25 protein-coding genes are annotated in these 25,756 nt (G+C 37.0%); 17 read left to right on the forward strand and 8 right to left on the reverse strand.

What is annotated here, in order from left to right; all coding sequences use genetic code 11:
* The first annotated feature begins 43 nt into the window (after positions 1–43).
* The 3 genes from panB to M0Q20_RS05270 are packed head-to-tail and all read left to right on the forward strand — an operon-like array spanning position 44 to position 2,897.
* A complete protein-coding gene (gene panB, locus M0Q20_RS05260) occupies positions 44–835 on the forward strand; it encodes a 3-methyl-2-oxobutanoate hydroxymethyltransferase (protein WP_295059122.1) in 792 nt (263 codons plus the stop codon).
* 8 nt (positions 836–843) lie between these two features.
* On the forward strand, positions 844–1,857 hold the full coding sequence (gene ruvB, locus M0Q20_RS05265) for a Holliday junction branch migration DNA helicase RuvB (RefSeq protein ID WP_295059123.1): 1,014 nt from the start codon (positions 844–846) through the stop codon (positions 1,855–1,857).
* Positions 1,854–2,897, forward strand: a complete 1,044-nt coding sequence (locus M0Q20_RS05270) for an AI-2E family transporter (protein ID WP_295059124.1) — start codon at positions 1,854–1,856, stop codon at positions 2,895–2,897. The genes ruvB and M0Q20_RS05270 overlap by 4 nt, the downstream gene beginning before the upstream one ends.
* A 3-nt stretch (positions 2,898–2,900) precedes the next feature.
* On the opposite strand, the gene M0Q20_RS05275 is transcribed toward M0Q20_RS05270, so the two are convergent.
* Positions 2,901–3,785: a lipid A biosynthesis lauroyl acyltransferase gene (locus tag M0Q20_RS05275; protein ID WP_295059125.1), complete on the reverse strand. Its 885-nt coding sequence runs from the start codon at positions 3,783–3,785 to the stop codon at positions 2,901–2,903.
* A 99-nt stretch (positions 3,786–3,884) separates the two neighbouring features.
* On the opposite strand from M0Q20_RS05275, the gene M0Q20_RS05280 reads away from it, so the two are divergent.
* The 7 genes from M0Q20_RS05280 to M0Q20_RS05310 all read left to right on the forward strand — a co-directional run bounded on the left by M0Q20_RS05280 (position 3,885) and on the right by M0Q20_RS05310 (position 10,169).
* Positions 3,885–4,790 (forward strand): PDC sensor domain-containing protein, encoded by a 906-nt coding sequence (locus M0Q20_RS05280; RefSeq protein ID WP_295059126.1) that lies wholly within the window; start codon positions 3,885–3,887, stop codon positions 4,788–4,790.
* Positions 4,787–5,398, forward strand: coding sequence for an imidazole glycerol phosphate synthase subunit HisH (gene hisH, locus M0Q20_RS05285; protein WP_295059127.1), 612 nt, complete (start codon positions 4,787–4,789; stop codon positions 5,396–5,398). The genes M0Q20_RS05280 and hisH overlap by 4 nt, the downstream gene beginning before the upstream one ends.
* Positions 5,399–5,501: 103 nt before the next feature.
* Positions 5,502–6,212 carry a 1-(5-phosphoribosyl)-5-[(5-phosphoribosylamino)methylideneamino]imidazole-4-carboxamide isomerase gene (gene hisA / locus M0Q20_RS05290; RefSeq protein ID WP_295059128.1) on the forward strand — a complete coding sequence of 237 codons (711 nt, stop codon included), beginning with the start codon at positions 5,502–5,504 and terminating at the stop codon, positions 6,210–6,212.
* Between the two features lie 79 nt (positions 6,213–6,291).
* On the forward strand, positions 6,292–6,666 hold the full coding sequence (locus M0Q20_RS05295; protein WP_295059129.1) for a response regulator: 375 nt from the start codon (positions 6,292–6,294) through the stop codon (positions 6,664–6,666).
* On the forward strand, positions 6,666–7,499 hold the full coding sequence (locus M0Q20_RS05300; protein ID WP_295059130.1) for a 50S ribosomal protein L11 methyltransferase: 834 nt from the start codon (positions 6,666–6,668) through the stop codon (positions 7,497–7,499). Before M0Q20_RS05295 ends, M0Q20_RS05300 begins: the two co-directional genes overlap by 1 nt.
* Before the next feature lie 2 nt (positions 7,500–7,501).
* Positions 7,502–9,508, forward strand: a complete 2,007-nt coding sequence (gene ftsH, locus M0Q20_RS05305) for an ATP-dependent zinc metalloprotease FtsH (RefSeq protein ID WP_295059131.1) — start codon at positions 7,502–7,504, stop codon at positions 9,506–9,508.
* A complete protein-coding gene (locus tag M0Q20_RS05310) occupies positions 9,498–10,169 on the forward strand; it encodes a phosphatidylserine decarboxylase (protein ID WP_295059132.1) in 672 nt (223 codons plus the stop codon). Before ftsH ends, M0Q20_RS05310 begins: the two co-directional genes overlap by 11 nt.
* A gap of 5 nt (positions 10,170–10,174) precedes the next feature.
* Here M0Q20_RS05310 and M0Q20_RS05315 read toward each other — a convergent pair whose 3' ends face one another.
* Together M0Q20_RS05315 and serS are read right to left on the reverse strand one after the other, a co-directional pair.
* Positions 10,175–12,508 carry a hypothetical protein gene (locus M0Q20_RS05315; RefSeq protein ID WP_295059133.1) on the reverse strand — a complete coding sequence of 778 codons (2,334 nt, stop codon included), beginning with the start codon at positions 12,506–12,508 and terminating at the stop codon, positions 10,175–10,177.
* Between the two features lie 50 nt (positions 12,509–12,558).
* A complete protein-coding gene (gene serS / locus M0Q20_RS05320; RefSeq protein ID WP_295059134.1) occupies positions 12,559–13,806 on the reverse strand; it encodes a serine--tRNA ligase in 1,248 nt (415 codons plus the stop codon).
* 115 nt (positions 13,807–13,921) lie between these two features.
* Here serS and M0Q20_RS05325 point away from each other — a divergent pair, with 115 nt between their 5' ends.
* The gene (locus M0Q20_RS05325) at positions 13,922–16,015 is read left to right on the forward strand and encodes a GGDEF and EAL domain-containing protein (RefSeq protein ID WP_295059135.1); all 2,094 of its coding nucleotides are present in this window, start codon (positions 13,922–13,924) and stop codon (positions 16,013–16,015) included.
* A gap of 1 nt (position 16,016) precedes the next feature.
* Here M0Q20_RS05325 and M0Q20_RS05330 read toward each other — a convergent pair whose 3' ends face one another.
* Entirely contained in the window at positions 16,017–16,928 is a 912-nt protein-coding gene (locus tag M0Q20_RS05330) for a methylenetetrahydrofolate reductase (protein ID WP_295059136.1), read from the reverse strand.
* A gap of 53 nt (positions 16,929–16,981) precedes the next feature.
* Here M0Q20_RS05330 and serB point away from each other — a divergent pair, with 53 nt between their 5' ends.
* Together serB and M0Q20_RS05340 are read left to right on the forward strand one after the other, a co-directional pair.
* Positions 16,982–17,605 (forward strand): phosphoserine phosphatase SerB, encoded by a 624-nt coding sequence (gene serB / locus M0Q20_RS05335; protein WP_295059137.1) that lies wholly within the window; start codon positions 16,982–16,984, stop codon positions 17,603–17,605.
* A complete protein-coding gene (locus M0Q20_RS05340; protein WP_295059138.1) occupies positions 17,605–17,925 on the forward strand; it encodes a hypothetical protein in 321 nt (106 codons plus the stop codon). Before serB ends, M0Q20_RS05340 begins: the two co-directional genes overlap by 1 nt.
* Here M0Q20_RS05340 and M0Q20_RS05345 read toward each other — a convergent pair.
* From M0Q20_RS05345 to rpsF, 4 genes are all read right to left on the reverse strand, one after another.
* Positions 17,922–19,643 (reverse strand): OmpA family protein, encoded by a 1,722-nt coding sequence (locus M0Q20_RS05345; protein WP_295059139.1) that lies wholly within the window; start codon positions 19,641–19,643, stop codon positions 17,922–17,924. The genes M0Q20_RS05340 and M0Q20_RS05345 overlap by 4 nt on opposite strands.
* 108 nt (positions 19,644–19,751) lie before the next feature.
* Complete coding sequence (rpsR, locus tag M0Q20_RS05350) at positions 19,752–20,015, reverse strand: 30S ribosomal protein S18 (protein ID WP_295059140.1); 264 nt, start codon at positions 20,013–20,015, stop codon at positions 19,752–19,754.
* A gap of 27 nt (positions 20,016–20,042) precedes the next feature.
* Positions 20,043–20,558, reverse strand: coding sequence for a single-stranded DNA-binding protein (locus M0Q20_RS05355; RefSeq protein WP_295059141.1), 516 nt, complete (start codon positions 20,556–20,558; stop codon positions 20,043–20,045).
* A gap of 32 nt (positions 20,559–20,590) precedes the next feature.
* Positions 20,591–21,007 (reverse strand): 30S ribosomal protein S6, encoded by a 417-nt coding sequence (gene rpsF / locus M0Q20_RS05360; RefSeq protein WP_295059142.1) that lies wholly within the window; start codon positions 21,005–21,007, stop codon positions 20,591–20,593.
* A gap of 260 nt (positions 21,008–21,267) precedes the next feature.
* Between rpsF and M0Q20_RS05365 the strand changes: the two genes are divergently transcribed.
* The 4 genes from M0Q20_RS05365 (at position 21,268) to M0Q20_RS05380 (ending at position 25,755) form a co-directional block, all read left to right on the forward strand.
* Positions 21,268–22,275, forward strand: coding sequence for a divergent polysaccharide deacetylase family protein (locus tag M0Q20_RS05365; RefSeq protein ID WP_295059143.1), 1,008 nt, complete (start codon positions 21,268–21,270; stop codon positions 22,273–22,275).
* Positions 22,276–22,305: 30 nt separating this feature from the next.
* Positions 22,306–23,082: a DNA-processing protein DprA gene (locus M0Q20_RS05370; protein WP_295059144.1), complete on the forward strand. Its 777-nt coding sequence runs from the start codon at positions 22,306–22,308 to the stop codon at positions 23,080–23,082.
* A 130-nt stretch (positions 23,083–23,212) separates the two neighbouring features.
* Complete coding sequence (locus tag M0Q20_RS05375; protein ID WP_295059145.1) at positions 23,213–24,907, forward strand: 2-oxoacid:acceptor oxidoreductase subunit alpha; 1,695 nt, start codon at positions 23,213–23,215, stop codon at positions 24,905–24,907.
* Complete coding sequence (locus tag M0Q20_RS05380) at positions 24,904–25,755, forward strand: thiamine pyrophosphate-dependent enzyme (RefSeq protein ID WP_295059146.1); 852 nt, start codon at positions 24,904–24,906, stop codon at positions 25,753–25,755. The genes M0Q20_RS05375 and M0Q20_RS05380 overlap by 4 nt, the downstream gene beginning before the upstream one ends.
* Position 25,756 lies beyond the last annotated feature (1 nt).

The following is a 25,756-nucleotide window of genomic DNA, read 5'->3' on the forward strand; positions in this document are numbered from 1 at the left end:
ATTAGTTAAAATACTTTTTATTATTTAAAGAAAGAGTTTTAAGATGACTAAGAAAATGACAATTACTTCTATCAAAAAAACAAAGGGTGTTACCCCTTTGGTTATGATAACGGCTTATGACGCGCTCTTTGCAAAGCTTATGGAACCAAGTTGCGATATGATTTTAGTCGGAGATAGTCTCAATATGAGCTTTGCCGGTAAAGCTGATACACTAAGTGCAACACTTGAGCAGATGATATATCACACTAATGCGGTTGCAATGGGTGCTAAAGATAGTTTTATCATCTGTGATATGCCTTTTGGAACATATATAAACTCTGATGAAGCTCTTAAAAATTCGATAAAAGTTTTTCAGCAAACTCCTGCTTCTGCCGTGAAAATAGAGGGTGGAGAGGATAAGGCTCACATCATAAAACATTTATGCTCAAACTCTATAGCAGTATGTGGACACATAGGACTGCTACCGCAAACTGTTCGTCTAGAAGGGGGCTATAAAGTCAAAGGTAAGACCCAAGAGGAGAGGGAGCAGCTCATAAGGGATGCCAAAGCCGTAGAGAGTGCAGGTGCTTTTTGCATGGTTATTGAGGGCGTAAAGGCTGATGTTGCCAAAGAAGTTGCAGATAGCGTAAATATACCGGTTATAGGGATTGGAGCGGGGAGAGATGTTGATGGGCAAGTTCTCGTGTTTTCCGATATGCTAGGACTATTTGAGGAGTTTACGCCTAAGTTTGTAAAGAAGTATATGGATGGAGCATCTTTAGTCAAAAGCGCATTAAAGAGTTACTCTGATGAGGTTAAAACTAAAGAGTTTCCTCAAGATATACACACTTATTAAGAGCCGACATGGAAAGATTGGTTGAGATAGAAAAATTTGATGCGGATGAGAGCAGTGAGATAACGCTGCGTCCGAGTGCATGGAGTGAATATATCGGGCAGGAGCAGATTAAAAAAAATCTCGGTGTTTTTATACAAGCAAGCAAAAAGAGAGATGAAGCACTTGACCATGTCCTTTTTTACGGACCCCCAGGTCTTGGAAAAACTACCTTAGCTCTTATTATTGCAAATGAGATGAATACAAACATCAAAGTAACAGCTGCTCCCATGATAGAAAAAAGCGGCGATTTAGCAGCACTGCTGACAAACCTTGAAGAGGGAGATATACTCTTTATAGATGAGATTCATCGTCTCTCTCCGGCTGTTGAAGAGATACTTTACTCCTCAATGGAAGATTTCCGCATTGATATCATTATCGGAAGCGGTCCAGCTGCACAAACCGTAAAAATAGACCTTCCACGCTTTACTCTAATCGGTGCTACGACAAGAGCCGGAATGCTTTCTAATCCACTTAGAGATAGATTTGGTATGAATTTTAGAATGCAGTTTTATTCATCTGAGGAGCTTGCAAAAATAATTCTGCAGGCTTCGGTAAAGTTAGATAAAGAGATAGAGCATGAAGCTTGTATAGAGATAGCAAAAAGAAGCAGAGGAACGCCGCGTATAGCCTTAAGACTTCTTCGCCGTGTTAGAGATTTTGCGGATGTGGCAAATGAAAATAGTATAGCACATGCAAGAACAGAGTATGCGCTTAAAGAGCTTGGCATAAACTCGCATGGCTTTGATGAGATGGATATTAAGCTTCTAAATCTTCTTATCGGAGCAAACGGAAGAGCCATGGGACTTAGTACGATAGCAGCCGCACTTAGCGAAGATGAGGGAACGGTAGAGGATGTTTTAGAGCCGTACCTGATTGCAAACGGTTACTTAGAGAGGACCGCAAAGGGCAGAGTAGCAACTAGAAATACTTATGAGATACTAAATGTCCAAGTTCCGACAAATGACGAAGGGAGTCTATTTTGAAACCGCAATATTTTGTAGCTATACTTTTTGCAACATCTCTTTACTGGATGTATCTTCTGTATGCTCCGTTTTTATTAGGCATGATTATTGCAGCTCTGCTGGCAATCTCAACATCAAATATTCAGAATTTTTTTGAAAAACTACTAAAATCAAAGTTTTTTGCGGCATTAATCTCAAGTTTTTTATTGGCAGTTCTATTCTTTGTACCGCTTGGGTACTTCTTGGCAACATTGACTATAAAGTTAAATAGTATGGACCCGATTGTTTTTAGAAATATAGAGATTTTTATTAAAGAGTTTTTGCAAAATCCTCCAGAATATTTATCATTTTTAAAGCCATATACCGATGATTTGATGAAGGATATAAGCGTAAACTCTATGGCTACTTACGCGCTCTCATTTACAGGAAACATAGGCTCTTTAAGTGCAGGGTACCTTAAAAATTCACTTTTAGTGATAGTATTTTACTTTTTTGCTCAGTATAACGGCGGTTTTGTTGTTGATTTTTTAAAAAGAGTTGTACAGATGTCGGTTGAGGAGACAACGCTCCTTGCAAGAGAGCTCTCATCAGTCATGAGCGTTGTGTTTTACTCAATAATTGTCAACGCAATGTTTCAGGGGATACTCTTTGGGGTTGCTATATCTTTTATGGGATACAATGGACTTCTCTTTGGAATAATGTATGGATTTGCTTCACTCGTTCCCGTTGTCGGGGGAGCTCTTATGTGGCTTCCGTTTATGCTTTATGAATTTTCTGCAGGAAATAGTTCTAGTGCCATATTTATTGCACTTTATTCTGTAATAGTAATATCTGTAATTGCAGATACTTTTATAAAACCTTTAATCATTAAAGAGATAAACCTTAGGCTTTTAGATGAGGATGATGCCAAGATGAATGAGCTTATAATCTTCTTTGCTATTATTGCAGGACTTACGACTTTTGGATTTTGGGGAATGATTCTAGGACCTGCGATTACAGCATTTTTTCTTACAATATTGAAGCTCTTTGAGGCAAGAACAAAAGAGTGTGGATCTACTTAAAATCTATTTTTTATATATTTGGGGATAATTGCTCTTAAATCTTCTATGTATCCAAAACCAGTATTTTGGTTCATCTGTTATTATCTTGGTGAGCCAGTCAGCTTGAAGTTGCGTTGCTTTTAAAATATCTGCCTTCTCATCTTGCGTGTTCTCTACCTTTATCTCATCGAAAAACTCTAGAGTGTAACTCTCCTCATCATCGGTTTTTATACTAACAGGAATAATCGCGGCGCCGTACTTTCTTGCCAAGTATGCAGGAGTAGCTGTCTGGTGAACTTTTTTATCAAAAAATGTAACCTCAAGACCTTCTCTTTTATTTATCGCAGTATCTATTAAAATTCCGCTAGCTTCCTTGTTTTTTGTCACTCTTATAAGTGATTTTATAACATTTGACTTCTCTAAAGATTTATTGTTGAATTTGCCACGAGACTCTAAAACCCAAGCTTGATAATCTAGATTTTTCATCTTTTTAAAAACTGCATAAACAGGTTCAATAAAATTTCCAATCGCTGCAGCTCCCAACTCCCAAGCACAATAATGGGATGTTACATATATAATGGCACGTCCTTGTTTGTGAGCTTTTTCTACAGCTTGAATATTTTTGATAGTTACTTTATCCTCAAGCTCTGTTTTGCTCATATATCTAATTTCCATTAAATGTAAAAAGTTAAGTAGAAGATTTCTAAAGCTATATTTAACAATCTTTTTTTTCTCTTTATGCGTAAGTTTATCACCAAAGATAAAATCTAAATTTGTAAAACCGATATTTCTGTATCTTGATGAGAGGTAGTATGCGATATTTGCCAAGAAAACAAAAAAACTTTTTCTTATTCTCTTTGGAAGCAGCATCAAAAATTTTTCAAATAGTAAAAAAACCTTAAAACCCATTATAAAAAAACTCCAACTTTATTTAAGGCGGATTATATCAAAATGTAACAATGCCTTTGGTATAATTGCGTCCATTATCTAAATAAGGCAAGAAAATAAATGGTTATATCTGATATACAAAATTTTTCTCAAGGTCGTACTAAAGCAAGAGCCTACTTCTGTTATCTCTTTTCAAAAAATATTCAAAATAGACTCCCTTCACCCTCAGTAGAGTCCATAATGCCTAGACTCTTAAAGATAAAGGCAGATTTGGAGAATTGTGACGGAGTTTATCTTCTTGATCATCGAGGAGTTCAAGTCTCCCCTACATTTATATCCGGAGGTCAGATTGATAAGGATGTAGGGAGAATTAGATCTGACCGTGCCTACTACTACCGAGCGGTAAAAGAGTCCAGATGTACCATAACAGACCCATATCCCTCGCTTATCACCGGTGATTTGTGTGTAACTGCGTCACAACCCGTGTACGATAGTCAAGGGGAGTTAAAATATGTTGCATGTCTGGATATGCCACTTGATGAAGTTATAAAAATATCTAGATCGAGCAAATATGATAAATTTTTCATGTCTCTTTTTAGATACTCTTATGCGGTGTTCTCATTTGCACTTATAGCAGTTGCTTTGCTTCTTTTTCTAAAAGGAGTGCAGAGTTTCTTTGTATATGAGATATCGCCTGAGCATTTTAAGATAAAAGATGTATTTGAAGCAACAATTTTAATTACACTCGCGCTAGCAATATTTGATTTGGCAAAAACTCTTATAGAGGAAGAGATATTGGGTAGAAGCAAGCAAAGTAGTATATCCGGTCCGCATAAAACTATGGTTAGGTTTTTAGGCTCAATTATAATAGCCCTTTCGATAGAAGCGCTTATGCTGGTATTTAAGTTTGCGATTACAGACCCGGAAAAGATACTATATGCCATGTATATAGTTGGAGGGGTTTCGATGCTCTTGGTAACATTGGCGATATATATAAAATTTACAAAATTAAAGATTGATGAATGATAGGAATTGTTGACTATAACATGGGAAACCTTGCAAGTGTTCAAAATGCTTGTGCAAAAGTTGGAGCTAAGAGTGTTGTTGAGAGCAATCCTCTAAAGTTCAAAGAGTATGATAAGTTAATTCTACCTGGGGTGGGAGCTTTTGGTGATGCTATGGAGCACTTACGTAGCCGAGATATGATTGATGCTATTAAAGAGTTTGCAGCCTCTTCAAAGCCGATACTTGGAGTATGTCTAGGTATGCAGCTTCTGTTTGAGAGTAGCGAAGAGTTTGGAGACAATGAAGGATTGGGGCTTATTAAAGGAAGAGTTGTTGCATTTGATAAGTCTAAATTCAAAGAGCCGTTAAAAGTTCCACACATGGGCTGGAACAGGATGTTTACAAAAGAACATCCACTCTTTATAGGCTTAGACAAGGAGCATTATCTCTATTTTGTCCACTCTTATCATGTGGTGTGTCAAAATGAGGAGGATGTTATAGGCAAGACAATATATGGATATGAGTTTGCATCTGCTGTTGCTCATAAAAATATTATGGGAATTCAGCCACACCCTGAAAAAAGCCACAGAAACGGGCTTAAAATATTAGAAAACTTTACAAGGCTATAATAGATACGCTATCGGAAGTAATTCCGCTAGCTACGTTAACACTAAGTTCTCTTCAGCAGAGGGCTCACGCCACTTGTGGCTTATAATTAAAGGATTTATTTACATGACTTTATACCCAGCGATTGATTTAAAAGACGGAAAGGCGGTAAGACTAACAAAGGGTCTTATGGATAGTGCAAAGATATACTCCGATGAGCCTTGGATGCTTGTTAAAAAGTTTGAAGAGATGGGTGCTGAGTGGGTACACTTAGTCGATTTAAACGGTGCATTTGCCGGTGAGCCCAAAAACTTGGATCAGATTATAAAAATAAGAGAAAACTGCAGTGTAAAGCTTGAACTAGGTGGCGGGATTCGTGATGAAGAAACAATTAAGAAGATGCTTGATATTGGGATAGATAGAGTTATTTTAGGCTCAATCGCAGTAAAGAATCCACAGTTTGTAAAAGATATGGCGGCTAAATATCCTGTTGCTGTCGGAATTGATGCTATTGACGGTTTTGTAGCAGTTGAGGGATGGGGTGAAGTCAGCTCGATGCTCGCGACTGATTTGGCGCGTGAATTTGCAAATGCCGGAGTTGAAGCAATTATATGCACGGATGTAAGTAAAGATGGCACACTTAGCGGTGTGAATGTAGAGTTTACGGTAGAGATTGCAAAAGCAAGCGGAATTAGTACAATTGCAAGTGGCGGTGTTAAAGATGAGAGTGATATCCAAGCTCTTATAGCAACAAATATAGTAGATGGAGTAATAATAGGAAAGGCCTATTATGAAGGAACGCTCGATTTAGAAAAAATGTTTAAACTCCTTAGCTAAAGTACTTCTTAATCATAAAATTAATAAAATTTAGGTATTATTACTAATTAATTTGCAAATTTTATAAAAAGGATTCTCCTTGAAACTACTTGTTGTCGACGATAGTTCCACAATGCGTCGTATTATTAAAAATACGCTAGCAAGACTTGGTCATAAAGATGTTCTAGAGGGGGCTGACGGTGCTGAAGGATGGAGTGTTTTAAATGCAAATCCTGATGTAGATATGCTTATAACTGATTGGAATATGCCTGAGATGAATGGTCTTGAGCTTGTCAAGAAAGTACGTGCCGATGAGAGATTTGTAGACTTACCTATAATTATGGTAACAACAGAGGGTGGTAAAACAGAGGTTATAACTGCACTCAAAGCCGGTGTTAACAACTATATTGTAAAACCGTTTACGCCACAGGTTTTAAAAGAGAAACTTGGCGCCGTTATGGGTATAGAGGTGTAATGCAAGAGCATTACTTTGAGTTAAAAGTCACTGTATCTTCTCATCACTCCCTCTTCTTAGATTTTTTAACAGATACTTTACCTATAGGTTTTGAAGAGACTGATAATGGCTTTATTATAAGAAGTGAAGATAACCTTGAGACTATTATATGGGGTTTAGAGCAGTTTGGTGAAGCTCTTTCAAAAGCGCTTGGCGAAAATATAGACGTTGAGTGTACGCAAACAAAGCTCAAGAACAGTGACTGGGTAGAGATTTATCAAAAGAGCATAGAGCCGCTTGTTATTGATAAGTTTTATATTCATCCCACATGGAATGCACCACATGATGAATTAATCAATATAGAAATAGATCCCGCTTTAGCTTTTGGCACAGGTCATCATCCAACAACGGCAACCTCACTAAGAGCAGTAGCAAAATATGTAAAAAAAGGTGATTTGGTTCTAGATGTAGGGTGTGGAAGCGGTATTTTAGGCATAGGAGCTATAAAACTCGGTGCAGTTGTCGATGCTTGCGATACCGACATAGTATGCGTAGAAAACAGCGAGCTAAATGCCAAATTAAACTCTGTAAAGTTTGAAAATTTATGGGAAGGCTCATGTAGCCAGACAAAAAAAAGTTACGATGTCGTTGTAGCAAATATAGTCGCAGATGTACTCACTTTTATAGCAAATGATTTAAAAAGTGTTTTAAAAGAGGGTGGAGTTCTTATACTCTCGGGAATATTAGATAAATATGAGTCAAAAGTTTTAAAATTTTACCAAGATTTTGAAATCTTAGAAAAAATAACCCAAGATGAGTGGGTTACATTAATACTAAAACAAGGTAGAAAATAGAAATGCAGAACAAAAATAATAAAAACGATGATAATAATTTTTTCAATAAAAATCCACTTGTAACATTTGCAGTTTTCTCAGTAGTAATTATTTTGCTTTTCAAAGCACTTATTGGAGAAAATAGCGGTACAGACGGAATTGCTGCCGGCAATAAAAAAGTACAGCAGATTAGTTATTCGGAGCTTAAATCATTAATAGAGTCAAAAGGCGTAAAAAAGGTCGAGATAGGTCAGAGCTATATAAAAGCATTCGGGAGCGATAATTCAACACTCTATACTACAAGAATAGTCCCTAGTGATACAAGGCTAACAGAAGAGCTAGATAAACAAAACATTGAATATACGGGCTTTAGTGAAACAAACTGGTTTACTGAGATGTTTGGCTGGCTCTTTCCGTTTCTGATTATTATAGCAATATGGATGTTTTTTGCAGGACGAATGCAAAAGAGCATGGGCAGTGGAATTTTGGGAATGGGCGGCTCTAAGAAGATGATTAATTCAGAGAAGCCAAAAACAAAATTTGATGACGTTGCAGGTGTAGAAGAGGCAAAAGAGGAAGTTCAAGAGATTGTAGACTTCTTAAAGTACCCCGGTCGTTATGTAGAAATCGGTGCAAAAATTCCAAAAGGTGTTTTGTTAGTCGGTAGCCCCGGTACCGGAAAAACTCTTTTGGCAAAAGCTGTTGCAGGTGAAGCGGATGTACCGTTTTTCTCAGTAACGGGATCTAGTTTTATAGAGATGTTTGTCGGTGTGGGAGCAGCCCGTGTTAGAGATCTGTTTGAACAGGCAAAAAAAGATGCACCGAGTATAATATTTATAGATGAGATAGACGCTATTGGTAAAAGTCGTGCAGCAGGTGCTCAAATGGGCGGCAATGATGAGAGAGAGCAAACTTTAAATCAGCTACTTGCAGAGATGGATGGTTTTGGAACAGACACCCCTGTTATTATCCTAGCTGCTACAAACAGACCTGAAATACTTGATCAAGCGCTTTTGAGACCGGGACGTTTTGACAGACAGGTACTTGTGGATAAACCTGACTTTGAAGGTCGTGTTAAAATTCTCAATGTTCATGTCAGAGGCGTTAAGATGGATAAGGATGTAGATCTTGAAGAGATAGCTCGCCTTACTGCAGGCTTGGCGGGAGCTGATTTAGCAAATATTGTTAATGAAGGAGCTCTTTTAGCAGGTAGAAAAAGTCAAAAAACAGTTACGCAAAAAGATCTTTATGAGTCAGTTGAGCGTGCTTTAGCAGGTCTTGCTAAAAAATCTCGAAGAATTAACCCTAAAGAGAAGAAGATTGTCGCTTATCATGAAAGTGGACACGCTCTGATAGCTGAGACAACTATAGGAGCTAAGAAGGTATCAAAAGTATCTATTGTTCCTCGTGGATTAGCAGCACTCGGTTACACTCTAAATACACCAGAAGAGAACAAATTTATGATGCAACGTCATGAGCTTTGGGCAGAAGTAGATGTTCTTCTTGGCGGTCGTGCAGCAGAAGAGGTTTTTATAGGTGAAATCTCAACAGGGGCAGGTAACGACTTAGAAAGAGCAACAGATATCGTCAAATCTATGGTTCAAACTTACGGGATGAGTGATGTTGCAGGTTTAATGGTTCTAGAAAAAACTAGACACTCATTCTTAGGTGGCGGAGCTCAGGCTGCAAAAGATTATAGCGATAAAACAGCTGAAGGAATGGATGAGTTTATCAGGTCATCACTCCAAGAGAGATATGAATTTGTCGTGGGTAGATTAGAAGAGTATAGAGGTGCTATTGAAGAGATGGTCAAGCTTCTTTATAAAAAAGAGAACATAACCGGAGAAGAGGTTAGGGATATAATCATAAATTTTGAAGAAAAAAACGGCATGGAGTCTAAAGTAAATCTTGTTGTCGATGAGATAGAAGAAGAGCTTAAAGCTGATGCAAAAATGGCTAAAGAAGAGAAAGAGGAAAAGCAAAAAGAAGATAAGCAAAAAGAGGAAAAAGGGGATCTAGATGAAGAGTAATCTTTTACCAATAGCCAAAGAGGGGTGGAGTTATCTAGCAGCTTCACTCTTTTTTTTAGTAGTTTTTACGATATTTGATTTTAGTTTTTTACAATTTTTAGCTTTTTTGGTTACGCTGTTTTTTATTTTTATTTTTAGAAATCCTGAAAGAGAGAGCATGCTTTATCAAGAAAATAGCGTGGTAAGCCCAGTTGATGGTGTAGTAAGATCAATTGAAGAGCTTGAAGATGAGAATAGCTATGCATATAAAGTGGAGGTAGAGGGCAGTTACTTAAATGTGGCTCTGCTTAGAGCTCCTTTTACTTCATCTCTAAAGCAAAAAGAGTTACGAAGAGGTGCTAGAATATCTCCTCTTGCTGCTCTCTCAAAAGATATTAATGAAAATGTTAAATTAGTTTTTATGGATACAAAGTCATCAAATAAGATAAAAGTTGTTCATAGATTAAAACAGAGTATAAAAGGCATCGATGTAGATATAATTGAGGGTCAAAACTTAATGCAAGGTTCAAGATATGGGGTTGTGGTAAACGGAATCACAGAGTTGTATCTGCCACATAATTTTAGATTAAATATCGGTATAGGCAATGAGCTTAGGGCATCAGAGTCTCTTGTGGGCTATTTTACAAATGATACTAAAAAGAGTTCACCGACTAAGAAGTAAAATCTCTACTTCTGAGTTTTTTCAAACATTAACGCATCTGTATCTATACTAAAATTAAAATATTCAGAGTTAAAACTATTTTTATTTATCCTTGAGAGCTGAATTACGGCTCCCTTGTTGTTTTTTACTTCAAGATACAGAAGGCCGAGTGCGTATCTACTCTCCAAGAAGCTTGGATTTTTTAGTTTTGAGAGCTCTAGTAGAGCAATTGCATTAGCATGATGCTCTGCCGCAGTTGAAGCGGCTGCTCCTAAGAAGAGTGTTTGAGAATCTCTTACCTTAAGATTATCGATAAGATTATTATAAAGAGAGTAGGACTCTTCAAAAGCACCGTCATAAAGTGAAGCAAGAGCCAAAGCACTTGTCAGCTCATGGGTATTTTCAGTCGTCGATTCCAGCACGCTTTTTAGCTGTTCTCTTAAAAAGTAGAGCCTGCCGATAATTAAATTTTGTTGAATATATAGATACCTTGAGATATGTGCACCAAAGTATAAATCGTTAAAGTTTAAATCCTGCACCTTTAAATAATTCATTACCTCTTTTGCATACGCTTTTTGCTCTAGCTTATTAAAGTGAGCATCAATATACATCATATGCGGAACTATCTCATTTGGTAACATTACTGTTAGTTGCTTGGCTGATTTTTGTGCAGCGTCATGGTTATTCTGCTTTAGAGCAATGATAATATCAAGTGCCATATATAAAGGACGCTGTTTATACTCTCTATCAAGCCAATCGTTTAACAAAGCTGTGTTTCCTTGGGCGATAAAAAGAAGCGTGTTGTATAGATCCATCTCTTCTGAGAACTCTTCAAGAGCGACAGCCTCTTTTATGATGGATAGAAGTTTGGCATTTTCGTTATCAATTAACTGAGAAGTCATAATAGCATATATTCCGGAGAGGTAGTTCTTTGCATCAAGATTGTAAGAGCGTAAAAAGTGCTTATACGCATCAGGCATGTTGCCCATTTGAGCATATGTAAGAGCAAGGTTGTAGTGTAAAATTGAGTGTTTTGGTTGAACCTCTACTAATTTTTGTAGCATCTCATTAGCTTCTCTTAGTCTAAAAGAGAGAGCTTTTTTAATTGCATTTACTATACCGATATTTACGCTTGATGAAGAGGAGCTTTTTAGAAGGTACTCTTTTGCAGAGTCTATATTGTCAATATATATATTTGCATTTCCTTTTCGTATATAGCTTATTGTCTGATTTGCGTTAAATATTTTGTAAGGCGAAAAGTAGAATATCTTTTGATAATCAATCTTTTTACTATTGATAGTGATGTTTCTGTATCGATCTTGAGCCCGATTGGGATCAAATAACGACTCCTTTAGTTTAACTCTGATAGGGTATGGCTTATAGACCTCTTCTCCAAACATATCTGTTATATTTTCTATATTTTTAGCCCCTTCTTGAATTTGACCGGACTTTAGATTTACATACCCAAGAGCAAGTTGAGATTTTACCGGCTCTATACCTTTTGTAATGGCATTTTGAAAATAGTTTTTTGCTAGTGTAAGATCTCCGACTCTTCCATAAAGAAGCCCTAGGCTAAAATCATCAAGAGCTTGAGAATTGCTTTCCATACTTTCTATTGCACTATAATCATTATCAAAAAGAGCATTGATTCTAGCACTAAGACTATTTTGAACTCTCAAATACTCCTTTGAAGTCGGGTTTTTGAGTGCACTTAGAGCTTCTAAATAGTTACCCTTGTAGTAGTTAATTAGGGCGTAGTAGTAAGAGTACAGAGGTGATTGCCTCTCCTGAGGCAGGTATGCATGAGCTAAATCTATATAGTATCTAAAGCTCTCTTCGTTTTGAAGATGCAGGGAAGATACGGCTGCATTAATTGCGCTTACGCATCTTTTTTCATTGTTTTGTATCGCTTTTTTAAAGGAGTCAAGCGCAGTTTCATACTGAGCATCTTTTAGTTGTGCGACTCCCAAATTATATGCAGAGACAGCCTCGCTATAGTGAGCTATCTTTTCATAAAGAGCAAGAGCTTCAGTTTTTGAGCCGGTTGAGTAGAGATAGTCGGCCTTTGCTATCATATTTTCAATTCTACTAGGCTCTACGGGTTCTGAAGGTAGCTTTTCAAGCCTTTCATCTATATAGCCCATAGAAGTATCCATAGGTCTTTTTTCATCACTCTTTAGCGTAAACATAAGCAGTGCAATAATTAATAAAAGAGCGGCACCGATACCAATTAAAACAAACTTCTTTTTAGTTGCGGCAGATGAACTTTCGTCTATTATTGATGAGTTTGAAGTAACGGTATCATAAGCAGCGTCGCTGTCTTCAATGATTATTATCTCTTCTTCTAGTGCATCAGCCATTATCTACCTTGCTATCGTTTCTTTTTTAAAGCAAAAAAAGTACCATTATATCAGTTTATATACGGCTCCAAGACCTTAGGAATCGTTATGCTTCCATCCTCGTTTTGAAAGTTCTCCATAATTGCGACCATAGTTCTACCCACGGCAAGTGATGAGCCGTTTAGGGTGTGAACAAAAGAGTTTTTATTTTCATCTTTGTATCTTATCTTTGCGCGTCTAGCCTGAAACTCTCTTGTGTTTGAGACTGAACTTATCTCTCTATATGAGTTTTGTCCCGGAAGCCAAACTTCTAAATCTACTGTTTTTGCCGCACCAAAACCTAAGTCTCCACCGCATAACATTACAAGGCGATGAGGGAGTTCTAATGCGCTAAGAAGATCTGAGGCAGTTTGAACCATCTCATCAAAAACTTTATCGCTATCTTGCGGTTTTGTTATAGATACAAGTTCGACTTTATGAAATTGATGTTGACGTATCATGCCTCTCGTATCGCGTCCTGCCGCACCTGCCTCTTTTCTAAAACAAGAGGTGTAAGCCGTCATTTTTATGGGTAGTTGGCTTGGGGATAGTATCTCATCTTGGTAGAGGTTAGTAACCGGAACCTCTGCGGTAGGGATTAAAAAAAGCTCTTGATTCTCTATTTTGTAGAGGTCATCTTCAAACTTTGGAAGTTGTCCCGTGCCCTCTAGTGCGGCTCTGTTTACGATAGAGGGTACACTGACTTCTTGAAATCCACGTTTTGAGTTAAAATTTAGCATGAAGTTAATTAGTGCACGTTCGAGTTTTGCGCCCATTCCAAAAGAGACGCTAAATCGGCTAGTAGCTAGTTTTACACCGCGCTCAAAGTCTATCCAACCATTTTGCTCTGCTAGCTCCCAATGCTCTTTTGGAGTAAAATTAAACTCTCTTGGGGTTAAAATTTTCTTAAGTTCTACGTTGCTACATTCATCTTCACCCTCTGGAACATCGTCGTCGGGTATGTTTGGAATTGACATGGCAAGGGATTCAAGCTCATCTTGTTTTGTGCGTTGTGCTTCAAGAGCTTCGGCTATTTTTATCTTATTGGCATCAACTCTCTCTTTTAACTCGCTAATATCCTTACCCTCTTTTTTATAAATGCCAAACTCTCTGCTCATACTGTTTTGAGCAGCTTGAAGTGTTTCATAATTAGCTTTTGCGCTCTTTAACTCCTCATTTTTTCTCTTTAGCAAATCAAGGAGTTTAATGTCAACACCTTTTTTAAGAAGCTTGTCACTAACGCTCCCAAAATCTTTTTGTAGTAGTTTTAAATCAATCATAATCATTCCATTAAATAAGTGGTGCAATTATAACAAAATAAACTATCTTAAGCATACTATGAAACTAGTATGATAAAATATAATATCTCATAGATATTGATAGGAAGTTTATTATATGCAATCAGCATTTAGCAAAAACGAACTTTATTGTAAAAAATTATATGGTGGTTTACTGCAGGCTCAAGCACTTGCAAAAATCGGGCATTGGGAGCTTGATCTTGTAAATAACTCCCTGTACTGGTCTGATGAAGTTTACCGCATATTCGGACTTGAGCCTCAAGAGTTTGATGCAACTTATGAGGCTTTTTTAAGCTTTGTGCATCCAGAGGATGTTGAGAGCGTAAAGAGTGCTTATGCACTATCTATTAAAAATAAACAGGGCTATTATATTGAACATCGAATTGTGCGAAAAAACGATGAAATCGGGTTTGTAGAGGAGAGATGCGAGCACGATTTTGACAGCCATGGCAATATTATAAAATCTATCGGTACAGTTCATGACATAACTAAAAGAAAAAGCGCAGAAAATGAACTCATACTTGCATCTGCAGTTTTTGAGAAGATGAGTGACGGTGTTTTAATTACTGATGATAAACAGCGAATTATTGCTATAAACAGTGCATATAGTGCTATGACAGGCTATAAGATAGAAGATATCAAAGGAAAAACTCCAAATACCTTTAGCTCAGGTTGGCATGATAACGAATTTTATAAAAATTTATGGAAGCAACTCAATGAAAAACATCACTATAGTGGAGAGATTAAAGATAGAAGAAAAAATGGAGAGTTTTTTAGTGCAGATATAAGCATTACAGCTCTACATGATGAAAATGGTAGATTAACAAATTATATATCAATAGTTAACGATATAAGCGATAAAAAACACAAAGAGACTCTTATACATAATCTCGCATATTTTGATTCGCTTACTGACCTTCCAAATAGAATACTGTTTCAAGAACGTGTTATGAATAAAATACCTGCGCTAAAGAGAAGCGGTGCGAAGATGGCGCTGCTTTTTATAGATATGGATAATTTTAAAAGTATTAACGACTCATTTGATCACTTTATGGGCGATAAGTTTTTAATAGAAGTTGCAAAATCAATTCAAGAGCTTATTCGCGAAGAGGACACATTAGCTAGACTTGGTGGAGATGAGTTTACTATAATATTAGAAGAGGTAAAATCAATATCGGATGCGGCGTATGTTGCAGAAAAAATAATAAATAAATTTAAAAGTCCGGTTATTATAAACGGTTTAGAACTTTATACCGGTGTGAGTATCGGCATAAGCATTTACCCCGATGACGGAGAGAGTTATGAAGAGCTTGTAAAGGCTGCCGACACAGCTATGTATCAAGTAAAAGAGAGTGGAAAAAATAGTTATAAGTTTTTTACAAAAGCGATGAATGATAAAATAAGAGAGAGGTCTCTTATTGAAAATGGACTGCGTAGCGCTATAAGTGAAGGAGAACTATTCTTAGAGTATCAGCCAAAAATAAACCTTAAGACAAAAAGTGTTTATGGTATGGAGGCTTTAGTACGCTGGAATCATCAAGATATAGGGCTTATAAGACCGGATAAATTTATTGGCATATCAGAGGAGACGGGACAGATATGTCAAATAGGCTTATGGGTTGCAAAACAGGCTTTAAAAGATACAAAAGCACTTCATGATGAGGGTAATTTGCTTACGGTATCTATCAACGTATCTAATAAACAGCTAAGTGACAGCTCTTTTATCGATGATTTTTGTGCTATTGTAGGTGAGGTAGGAGTAGATAGAAGATATGTGGAGCTTGAAATTACAGAGAGCCATATTATGAAAGATCTTGATAAATCTCTCTCAATATTAAATATACTCCACTCAAAAGGCCTAAACCTCTCAATTGATGATTTTGGAACAGGTTACTCATCACTTAGCTATCTTAAAAAATTGCCCGCGCAAACAATAAAGATAGACCGCAGCTTTGTTCTTGATATAGACAAAGATGAGGATGACCGCTCAATCGTTGCTACCATTATAGCCATGGCAGATGCACTAGGTAAAGATGTTATAGCGGAGGGGTCTGAGACTAAAGAGCATATAGAGGCATTGGAGTTATTAAACTGCAATCAAGTACAAGGGTACTATTTTAGTAAACCGCTAAAAATAGATAAATTTAGAGAGTTTATACGTAACTTTAAGGGTGAGCCGGCATCTACATAAATTATGAGAGTATGTTTTTGGCTAGCTCAAAGTGGTTTGCAGTCATGAGATGAAGTTTTGGATGAAGCACTTTTAGTTCATCAAAGAGCTTTTTACTAAGCTCAAATCCGACTCTATACTCTTCTTTAGCACCTTTTTCATTTGCAACTCTAAGTGCTTCTATCCACTCATCGGGTACATTTATCCCCGGTACATGTGCAGATAAAAACTGTGCTGTACGAAGTTTTGTAATTGGAAAAATTCCTAATATTAGTTCGGCGCTTTTGTTATCTGTACGGCATTGGCTGTTTGCGCTCTCTTTAAGCTCAAGCAGAAGTTCTGCACTTTGAAGATCATAAACAGGCTGCGTAATAATCCCAAGCGCACCGTGTTGTATCTTTTTTAGCATCTTTTTTTGAAGAGTTTTTGGGTTTTTTGCATAAGAGTTTACAACTGCAAAGGGGTAAATCTCTTGTGGCTTGTGTGCCAATGGTTTACCGGCATAATCAATACTGCTGTTAAAACATAAAATAATATCAAGTAAAAGGGAGCTATCTGCTTCAAAAACACCCTTTGTGTGCGGTTGATCGGATATTGTTGCAGGATCACCCGTTAGTGCTAAAATAGCTCTTATGTCTACTTCATTTGCCCCAAGAAGGTCAGATTGCAGAGCTATTTTATTTCTATCACGCATGCTCATCGTAGCAATTACGGGTTTGTTAAATCTCTCTTGAAGCATCTTTGCCGCAAAAAGAGAGTTATATTTTAGTTTTGCCAGAGGGTTATCTGTAGTTGTAAATCCATCTACAAGCTTGTCAAGTCCAAGATTCGCAATTGTCTCTATGATAGGTAAAAACTGAGGCGAGTGTCCCGGAGTAGTCTCTAATGTGATATAAGTATCGTTTTTTAGTTTATTTATAAGTTCATTAAACAAAAAGCATCCTAAATGGTATAATTGCGCAATTATAACTAAAGAGAGAAGAATATATGCTAAAACTAGCTGTTTTTGACTTTGACTCTACGCTGATGGACGGCGAGACGATAGATTTTTTTGCAGAAGAACTAGGACTTGGTGAACAGGTAAGTAAAATAACAGAGGCTGCTATGAGCGGTGAGCTTGATTTTTTTGAATCACTACAGCAGAGAGTCGGACTTTTAAAAGGGTTAGAGTATAGCGTGGTAGAGAGGATTAGTCAAAATCTGCCTTACATGAAGGGAGCCAAAGAGACTATTGCGGAGCTAAAGAGCCAAGGTATGAAAGTGGTCTGTTTTAGCGGCGGGTTTAGAAATGCAACCGGATATGCAAAAAATATTTTAGGATATGATGCAGATTTCTCAAATGTACTGCATCATAAAAACCAGATACTTACGGGTCTTGTCGGAGGAGATATGATGTTTAACTACTCAAAAGGGGATATGCTCATTCGTCTGCAGGGTCTGCTAGGAGTTAGTGAAGCTGAAACTTTAGTCTGTGGAGATGGAGCAAACGACCTCTCTATGTTTGCACATGCAGGAACAAGAGTCGCTTTTTGCGCAAGAGAGATTTTACGCAAAGAAGCAAATATAGTAGTCGATACAAAAGACTTAACACAGATATTAGGGAAGATTTAATGCTAAAAAACAGTGTCTGGAGACAGTATAACAGTGAGAACAATTTTAGGGAGATGCTCTCTAAATTTTGCAGATTAAATCTTGTAGATATTATAGAAGATGACAAAGCTCTCTACGCGGTGCTTAAGGCAAAGCTTACGAAAAAAGAGTTGAAGCTTTTTGCTATGGATAGCGCGTCTATAAGCGATGAGGAGATAAAGAGTGAATTTTCATATAGTGATGAAGAGCTCGAAAATGCAAAATATAAGCTATATAAAAAACTAAAACAAGATAAAGTTAGATTAGAGTTTAGAGAGGTAAATACTCAAGAGCTTGATTAGTTTTCAGATAAGAGAAGAGCCTTAAACGAGATTCTTCTTGATTTCTCCTTGTCCTCAACTTCATTTAACATGACTTTTTTAGAAAAACTAAGACCGCTCCCCTTTAGCACTTGGGCTAACCACCTTTTTGTTTTTTCATCTTGATTTTTAAATATATAGCTAAGTGTTGCAAATGAGCGGTTCATAGATAAGCGTTCATTGTTAATGTAACTGCTTGAGAAGTCATCAGTTCCCCATTCGCTTGAAGTGTGCCCGTTAATCTCCAATGTTTTAATCTGCTCTTTGTTTTTGTATAAAAACGCTAAGAGTTTATCTCCAAAGAGCTTTAAGAACTTCTTTTGCTCTTTTGTTAATATATATTCGCCAACCTTAAAGTAGAGATTTCTATCATTAAAACTTATTGATAAATCCTCTTTTATAATTATCTTATCTGCTTTAATCTCATCCTTAAACAACTCCGTAAGTTGAGTGTAAAAGTTTGTTGATTTATCTGATATTTGTGCCATAGAGAGATCTCTGTTTAGTTTTACCAGCCACATATTGGTCTCTTGAGACTCCTTGTTGGTATGTACCCCAACAGCAGCAATTTGAGAGTTATGAAGTATGCTAAGAGCACTTAGGGAGTCATACTCATTGGAGCCGTAATGCTCTTGAGAGAGCATAGAGAATTTACTATTAAGCAGCATGGCAAGCCCATCAGTATCATATAGGTCTTGAACATAGCCAACCCCTGCAATCTTGCCATCTGCAAACTCTTTTATATCTTTTAAAGCGCTAGAGTAAGTTGTGTAAACTGTTTTGTCTTGTAAAATATTTTTCGCTAAATCAACCCTAAGGAGTCTAATCTGCTCCTTATTCATCTCATCTTTTTGTGAGAGTGACACAATAAAATTATTTTCTCTTGATTTTATAACTCTGTGCGGAGTTATAACCTTATCATCCACAATCTCTCTAAGCCAAATCTTATCGCCAAGCTCCGTTACTCTTAAGAGAACTGCTCCTACTTTTGTATCTATACTTTTTTTACCAAGAACTATGATTGAGCCATCATCTGCCTCTGTGGCATCAATACCGTAATCATCATAATTTGAGCCATATTTTTTACTCCAAAGCATTGTGCCGTTATCAGAAAATCTTGCTAGATATATATCATTTAGGCCAAGACCGTTTTCAAAGATATTTTGGCTATAGGCTCTTGAAGTCGCAGATGAGCCAATTGCTAAAACTCCTCCATCGCGCAATATAATAATTTTGCTTATTTTATCACTCATGGGAGTCCCAAATTTCTTAAGAAATATTTTACTTCCATCAGAGCCTAACTTTAGAATCAATAATGAGCCATCAAGAGTTTGACCACCTATTAAGTAGCCATTTTGAGGAGTTTTTAAGATAGTGACGGCTTCGCTGAAACTTGCTAGATTAATGGACTCTCTAAGTGTTATATCTGCATGATTATCTATTTTTACAAGGTGTATCTGTGAGCCGTGAACATTAGATAGAGATGAGAGGTAATCAAAAGCGTTTGTATAGGTTTTAGAGCTTTGAGAGCGGCTCTGTTTATACTCTTTGATAAATCCAACTGCGCTAATTGAGCGGTCGTAATCTTCTGTTACGTCAACTAGGGCGTTGTTAAATTTTTCATCTATTATAATTGAAAAATCTGCTGTTTTTGCATAAATAAAAGAGGTTAGTAGGATAATTGTTAGGATATAGCGCATTTTACTACTTTTTACTCTTTGTGTAGCAAAAAATATTCCTAAATTAAGTGTGAGTTGTTTTTTAAGGAGAGCATTTTTATAAAAAGTGGTGCAAAAGCACCAAAGAACCTATTTTAGGTTCTCAAATGGTGCAGTTACAACTGCTTTACGAGTTACGGTATATGGAACTAATGCCGCAGCTCTAGCTCTTTTTATAACTGTTGAGATCATATCTTGGTGGCGTTTACAGTTACCTGTTAGACGGCGAGGCATGATTTTATATCTTTCTGAAAGAGAGAAGCGAAGTGCTCCTACATCTTTATAATCCATGAAGTCAACTTTTGCTTCACAGTACTTACAGTATCTTTTTTTATACTTTCTTCTTTCTGCCATGGTATTTCCTTTTGTTATATATTATTTCTAAAACGGAATTTCATCTTCATCAATATCGATCTCTGGAATAGAACTGCTTTGTGGCATCTGCTTATTTTGTGAATAAGGTTGTTGCGAGGTAGCTGGTTTTTGATAGCTTTGAGGCTTCTGTTGAGAATACCCGCCTTGCTCTGAAGCTTGACCCTGTCCGGCAGGATTGCCGCCACTGCTTTGGTTATCACCTTTTGAGTCTAGCATCTGCATAGTCTCTACAACAACAGAGTGCTTAGAGCGTTTCTGTCCGTTTTGATCTACCCATTGATCAAAGTTAAGTCTACCCTCTACTAGGATTTTACTCCCTTTACGAAGATATTGGTTGGCAATCTCTGCACTTCTTGCAAAAAATGTAATATCTACAAAACATACTTCCTCTCTCTTTTCACCGTTAACGGTAAATTTACGGCTCGTTGCAATTGCAGTGTTTGCTATTGCCATTCCGCCTTGAGAGTATCTAAGTTCAATATCCCTTGTTAGGTTTCCAACCAAAATAACTTTGTTATACATGAATTTTCCTTCTTTGTTTAGGCTTTAGCCAATTACTCTGCTGCAGCTTCAGCCACTTCTTCTGTAGCTGCTTCAACAGTTTCTGCTTTAGCTTCTGCTTCCGGTAAAGAGGTTTTTTTATTAGCTTTTTGAACTAACTGATTCCAAGCTGCTACTTCACGGTTTGTATCATACTTGATAGTTACAAAACGAAGAAGCTCTTCATTGATACGAAAACGTCTCTCAATTTCACTAATTGCTGATGGAGCAGCTGAATAATAGATAACATGGAAATAACCACGCTCATTTTTATCAATTTGGTATGCTAACTTTCTCATACCCATTGTATCTCTAGCAGCAATTTCGCCACCGTTAGAAGTGATAGTCTCTTCGATAGCGTTGATGCTAGCTTGTATCTCTTCTGCTGTTAATGTCGGTTTTACGATTACTAAGTTTTCGTAATTTCTCATAGAGTATAATCTCCCTTTGGTATTTTGTCTATCACTTAAAATTAGTGTAAGACTATTGTTTCCCCTTCGGATGTGTATATATCGAAAATAAAAATCGATACAAAGAGAAAGGAACGCGGGATTATACAAAAATTATACTTAAAAAAAACAATGCTTTACTATTTAGAACTATTTTGAGTTTGAATATGTCAATTTGAAATATATTATTTCTATTTTAATTTTTTAGGATATAGTTTTATTCAGTAATTAACGGAGAAGATATGCCAAGAAGAAAAAAAACAAGTTCTAAAAAGCAGCCAAAAACTTTAATAAATATAGTTTGGATTTTAGCCCTTGTAGCAGCTACTTTAGGTTCGTTTATAGCTGGTTACTATATAGGGTATGAGAGTGCAGAAAAAGATGTAATAAAAAAAGAGAAGGCAAAAGAGCAAAAGAGAGCCTCTATGCTTAAAAAACTAGAAGATGCAACTCTTAAAACAAAAGAGGCAGATATTAACGAGAGACTCAAAGAGGTGTTGAAAAAAAAGAGAGCGGGTGAGTATGAAGACGCTTCTCATGAGATTGAAGGCGAACTTCTTCCAAGCCCGCCAAAGAGAGAGGTAACTAAGAGCTCTATAAAACCAAAATTAGCGATTATTATAGATGATGTAAGCGTAAAATCGCATGTAAATGCTATAAAAAGTCTTAACCTGCCAATTACAATGTCCTTTTTGCCGCCGAGCAAGTATAGACCAAACTCTCATGTTTTGGCATCTAAAGAGAGTTTTTATATGGTTCATCTTCCAATGGAAGCAAAAAACTTTACAAAAGAGGAGCCTTTTACTCTAAAAGTGAGTGACTCTCAAGAGATAATTACACAAAGAATTGCTGATATAAAAAAGCTTTTTCCTAAAGTAAAACATATAAACAATCATACCGGCAGTAAGTTTACATCTGATGAAAATGCTGTAAAGCGGCTTATATATGCACTTGAGAAGCAGAGCATAAACTTTATAGATAGCAGAACAATCGCTTCGACAAAAGTTCCGGCAGTAATGAAAAACTATAAAAAAAAGTACATCTCTAGAGATGTTTTTTTAGATCATGAGTTTGATAAAGAGTATGTTAAAGGGCAGATAAAACAGGCAGTCGAATATGCAAAAGCGCATGGAAGCGCAATTGCTATAGGGCATCCACACTCAAACACTATATTAGCCATCAATGAATCAAAGAAACTTTTTGCAGATATAGAGTTAGTTTTAGTAGATAAGCTCTACGTGGATGAGTAGATTTTAACAGAGTGTAATTATTGGCAAAAAATGATTGAAACAATAAATTTTCATATTACAGAGCTTGATGCCATGAAGAGATATCCAAAAGAGATATTTTATATAGGAGCCACAGAGCTACTAAAAAGACCAAAAATCTCCATAGTAGGCAGTCGTAAACCAAATCAATATGCAAGAGAGTTAACACATGAGATTGCATCTAAATTGTCACAAGCGGGAGTCTGTATAGTCAGCGGAGGTGCTATCGGCGTGGATGCTATATGTCATAAAGCCGCCGGAGCAAACAACACAATAATGGTTGCAGGAACAGGGCTTGATAAGAGATATCCGGCAATAAATAAAAATATAATTGAAGATATAGAAAAAGAGGGATTAGTTCTAAGTCAATTTCAAGCAAATGTACCATCTTATAAATATAACTTTCCTCTTCGTAACGAGCTGCTTGTTGCTTTGGGAGATATCTTAATTGTAACCTATGCAGATATAAATTCGGGAACCATGAGAAGCGTGCAAGATGCTTTGAAGATGAAAAAAGAGATATATGTGTTACCGCATAGGATTGGGGAGAGCGAAGGTACAAATAAGCTTCTAAACAAAGGGCTTGCAAAAGCTATATATGATGTAGATGAGTTTGTTGCAAGGTTTGGAGATTTAAAGCAAGAGAGTATTATAAAAGATGAGTTTTTAGAGTATTGTAAAACAAATCCAACTTATGATGAAGCTATAGCAAAATTTTCCGCTAAGGTTTTTGAGTATGAGTTGGGAGGGAAAATCACTATAAAAAATGCAAAGATTCAAGTTCTTTAGTAGTTAATAGTTTTATATAGCAATCTGTTTTATAAGTTAAAGTTATTTATTAATATAGCATTATTATCTATATATAATTTTTTTTCAGATAGTGTCATTATAGTAACCTAGTTAGCCAAAGGATATTAACATGACAGTAGAGCAAGTTAAGCGATACAACGGGAGCATATCTATCTTAATAGGCGGTGCGGCAGGAATGGGTATTGCCACACTAGAGAGCATACTTAACAACGCATTTAAAAAGAGCGGCTTTTATGTTTATTCAACAAAAGAGTTTATGTCTCGGGTAAGAGGCGGAAGCAATACTACACTAATTAGAATTTCAGACACTCCCATAGAAGCACCATGTTGGAGTGTTGACATATCCATCGCTTTAGATGCGCTTGCTTTAAAGCACATGCAGGGCAGATGTCATAAAGATACATTAATCTTCGCAGATGAAGCATTTGGCGAGGGTAACGCCATTTTAGTTGCAATGAAAGAGAGTGCAAAAAAGTTTGGTAACGCAAAATATGCAAATACCTATATTGCAGGTATGCTTTTTGGAGTACTTAGTATTGATAAAAGTTTTTTACTCCAAAGTATTGCAGAACACTTTAAAGGTGATGAAGTCAACAAAGAGGTTGCGGAGTTTGGTTATGAAGTGGGTGTAAAATTAGAAAACAAGAGTAAGTTTAAGTTACCCAAAGTTGATATAGAGGGTTTGAAAAAGTTCCACCAGATGGATGGAACAACTGCATCAGGGTTTGGTTTTTTAGCAGGCGGATGTAACATGCTAACTGCCTATCCCATGTCCCCATCAACCGGAGTACTAAACTTTATGGCAGCTATGTCAAAAGAGTTTGATATAGCAGTAGAGCAGAGTGAAGATGAGATAGCATCCTTACATATGGTGCTTGGCGGTTGGTACGCAGGTGCAAGAGCTATGACTACAACATCCGGCGGTGGTTTTGCTCTTATGGGTGAGGCTTTGAGTTTATCTGGCATGACAGAGACTCCTGCGGTGATATATCTAGCTCAAAGACCCGGACCTGCTACCGGACTTCCTACAAGAAGTGAACAGGGCGATTTAAACTTGGCTGTTTACTCAGGACACGGTCCGTTTCCTCGCGTGGTTTTAGCACCTAGTTGTTTAAAAGAGTGCATAAACTACGGTTATCTTGCGTTTGAGTTAGCTGATCGTTTTGGGATTCCTGCTATTTTTCTAAGTGACCAATACTTGGCTGATTCAATCTCTATGATAGAGGATGTTGATTTTGCATCTTACGAGCAGCGCAGATATATTGTAAAGACGCAAGAGGGCTATGAGCGATATGCGGATACAAAAGATGGAATAAGTCCAAGAGGAATTCCCGGATTTGGAGATGGGCTTATATGCTCTGTAGGTGATGAGCATGATGAGAGAGGACAGATTACGGAAGATTACAATATGCGCGAGCGGATGGTTGCAAAAAGAGCTCGAAAAAACAACGAACTTATAAAAGAGGCAATCCCACCCGAAGTATATGGAGAGGGCGATATTGCAATTGTCGGTTGGGGCTCAACTAAAGGCAGCATTTCAGAAGCCTTACAAAACTTGAACAATCCAGATTTGGCGCAAGTGCATTTTGCATGGGTTTATCCGCTCTCAAAGGAGCAGTTAAGTGTTCTTGGAAACTTCTCTCACATCATTGTAGTAGAGAACAATGCCGATGGTGCTTTTGCAAATCAATTAAGACTTCATGATATAAAAATTTACAATCAGATTTTACAATCAAACGGTTTTAATTTTTTTGCAGATCAACTAACTCTAATGATAGAAGAGTCGATTAAGGAGATATTATGAGCAATCTATTTGATAAGAGAGATGTTGATGTCGCTTGGTGCCCTGGTTGTGGTAACTTTGGTATTTTAAAGCTTGTAAAAGAGGTCTTAGAAGAGCTTGAAATAAAAAAGAATAGTCTTGTCAATGTCTCAGGAATCGGTCAGGCGGCAAAGACTCCCTACTATATAGATACAAATATGTTTGGTGTACTTCACGGCAGAGCACTTCCCGTTGCAACCGGTATCAAACTCAGCAATGAAAATCTGTGCGTAGTTGCAGAGGGTGGAGACGGTGATATGTACGGTGAGGGCGGTAATCACTTTATTCATACTATAAGAAGAAATATCGATATTGTTCATATAGTTCACAATAACATGGTGTATGGTCTAACAAAAGGGCAGGCATCGCCTACAAGTCAGAAGGGCTTTGTAACAGGTGTGCAGGTCGATGGAGTTATAAATGAGCCGTTTAATCCCTTGGCAGTTGCCTTGTCTTTAAAGGCAGGATTTGTCTCACGCATAAATATCGGCAATATAAAACATGCAAAAGAGGTTCTAAAAGAGGCTTTTTTATATAAGGGCTATGCACTTGTTGACATCTTGCAGCCTTGCGTGACATTTAATAAAATAAACACATATGATTGGTTTAGTGAAAATAGCTATGTTTTAGATGACTCTTATGATGCTAGTGACTTTGAACAAGCTGTAAAAAAATCTTTTGAGACAATTCCTATGCCTATAGGCGTTCTATATAAAAATAAAAATAGCGCGGTAACGTTTGAAGAGGCTAAAAGGGGTAGAGATGCAAAGCCGCTTCACTCTGTCACTCATGATATGGCTAAGATTCAACGCTTGTTTGAGAGCTATTAAG

This window comes from Sulfurimonas sp. (assembly GCF_023229025.1).
Classification (GTDB): domain Bacteria; phylum Campylobacterota; class Campylobacteria; order Campylobacterales; family Sulfurimonadaceae; genus Sulfurimonas.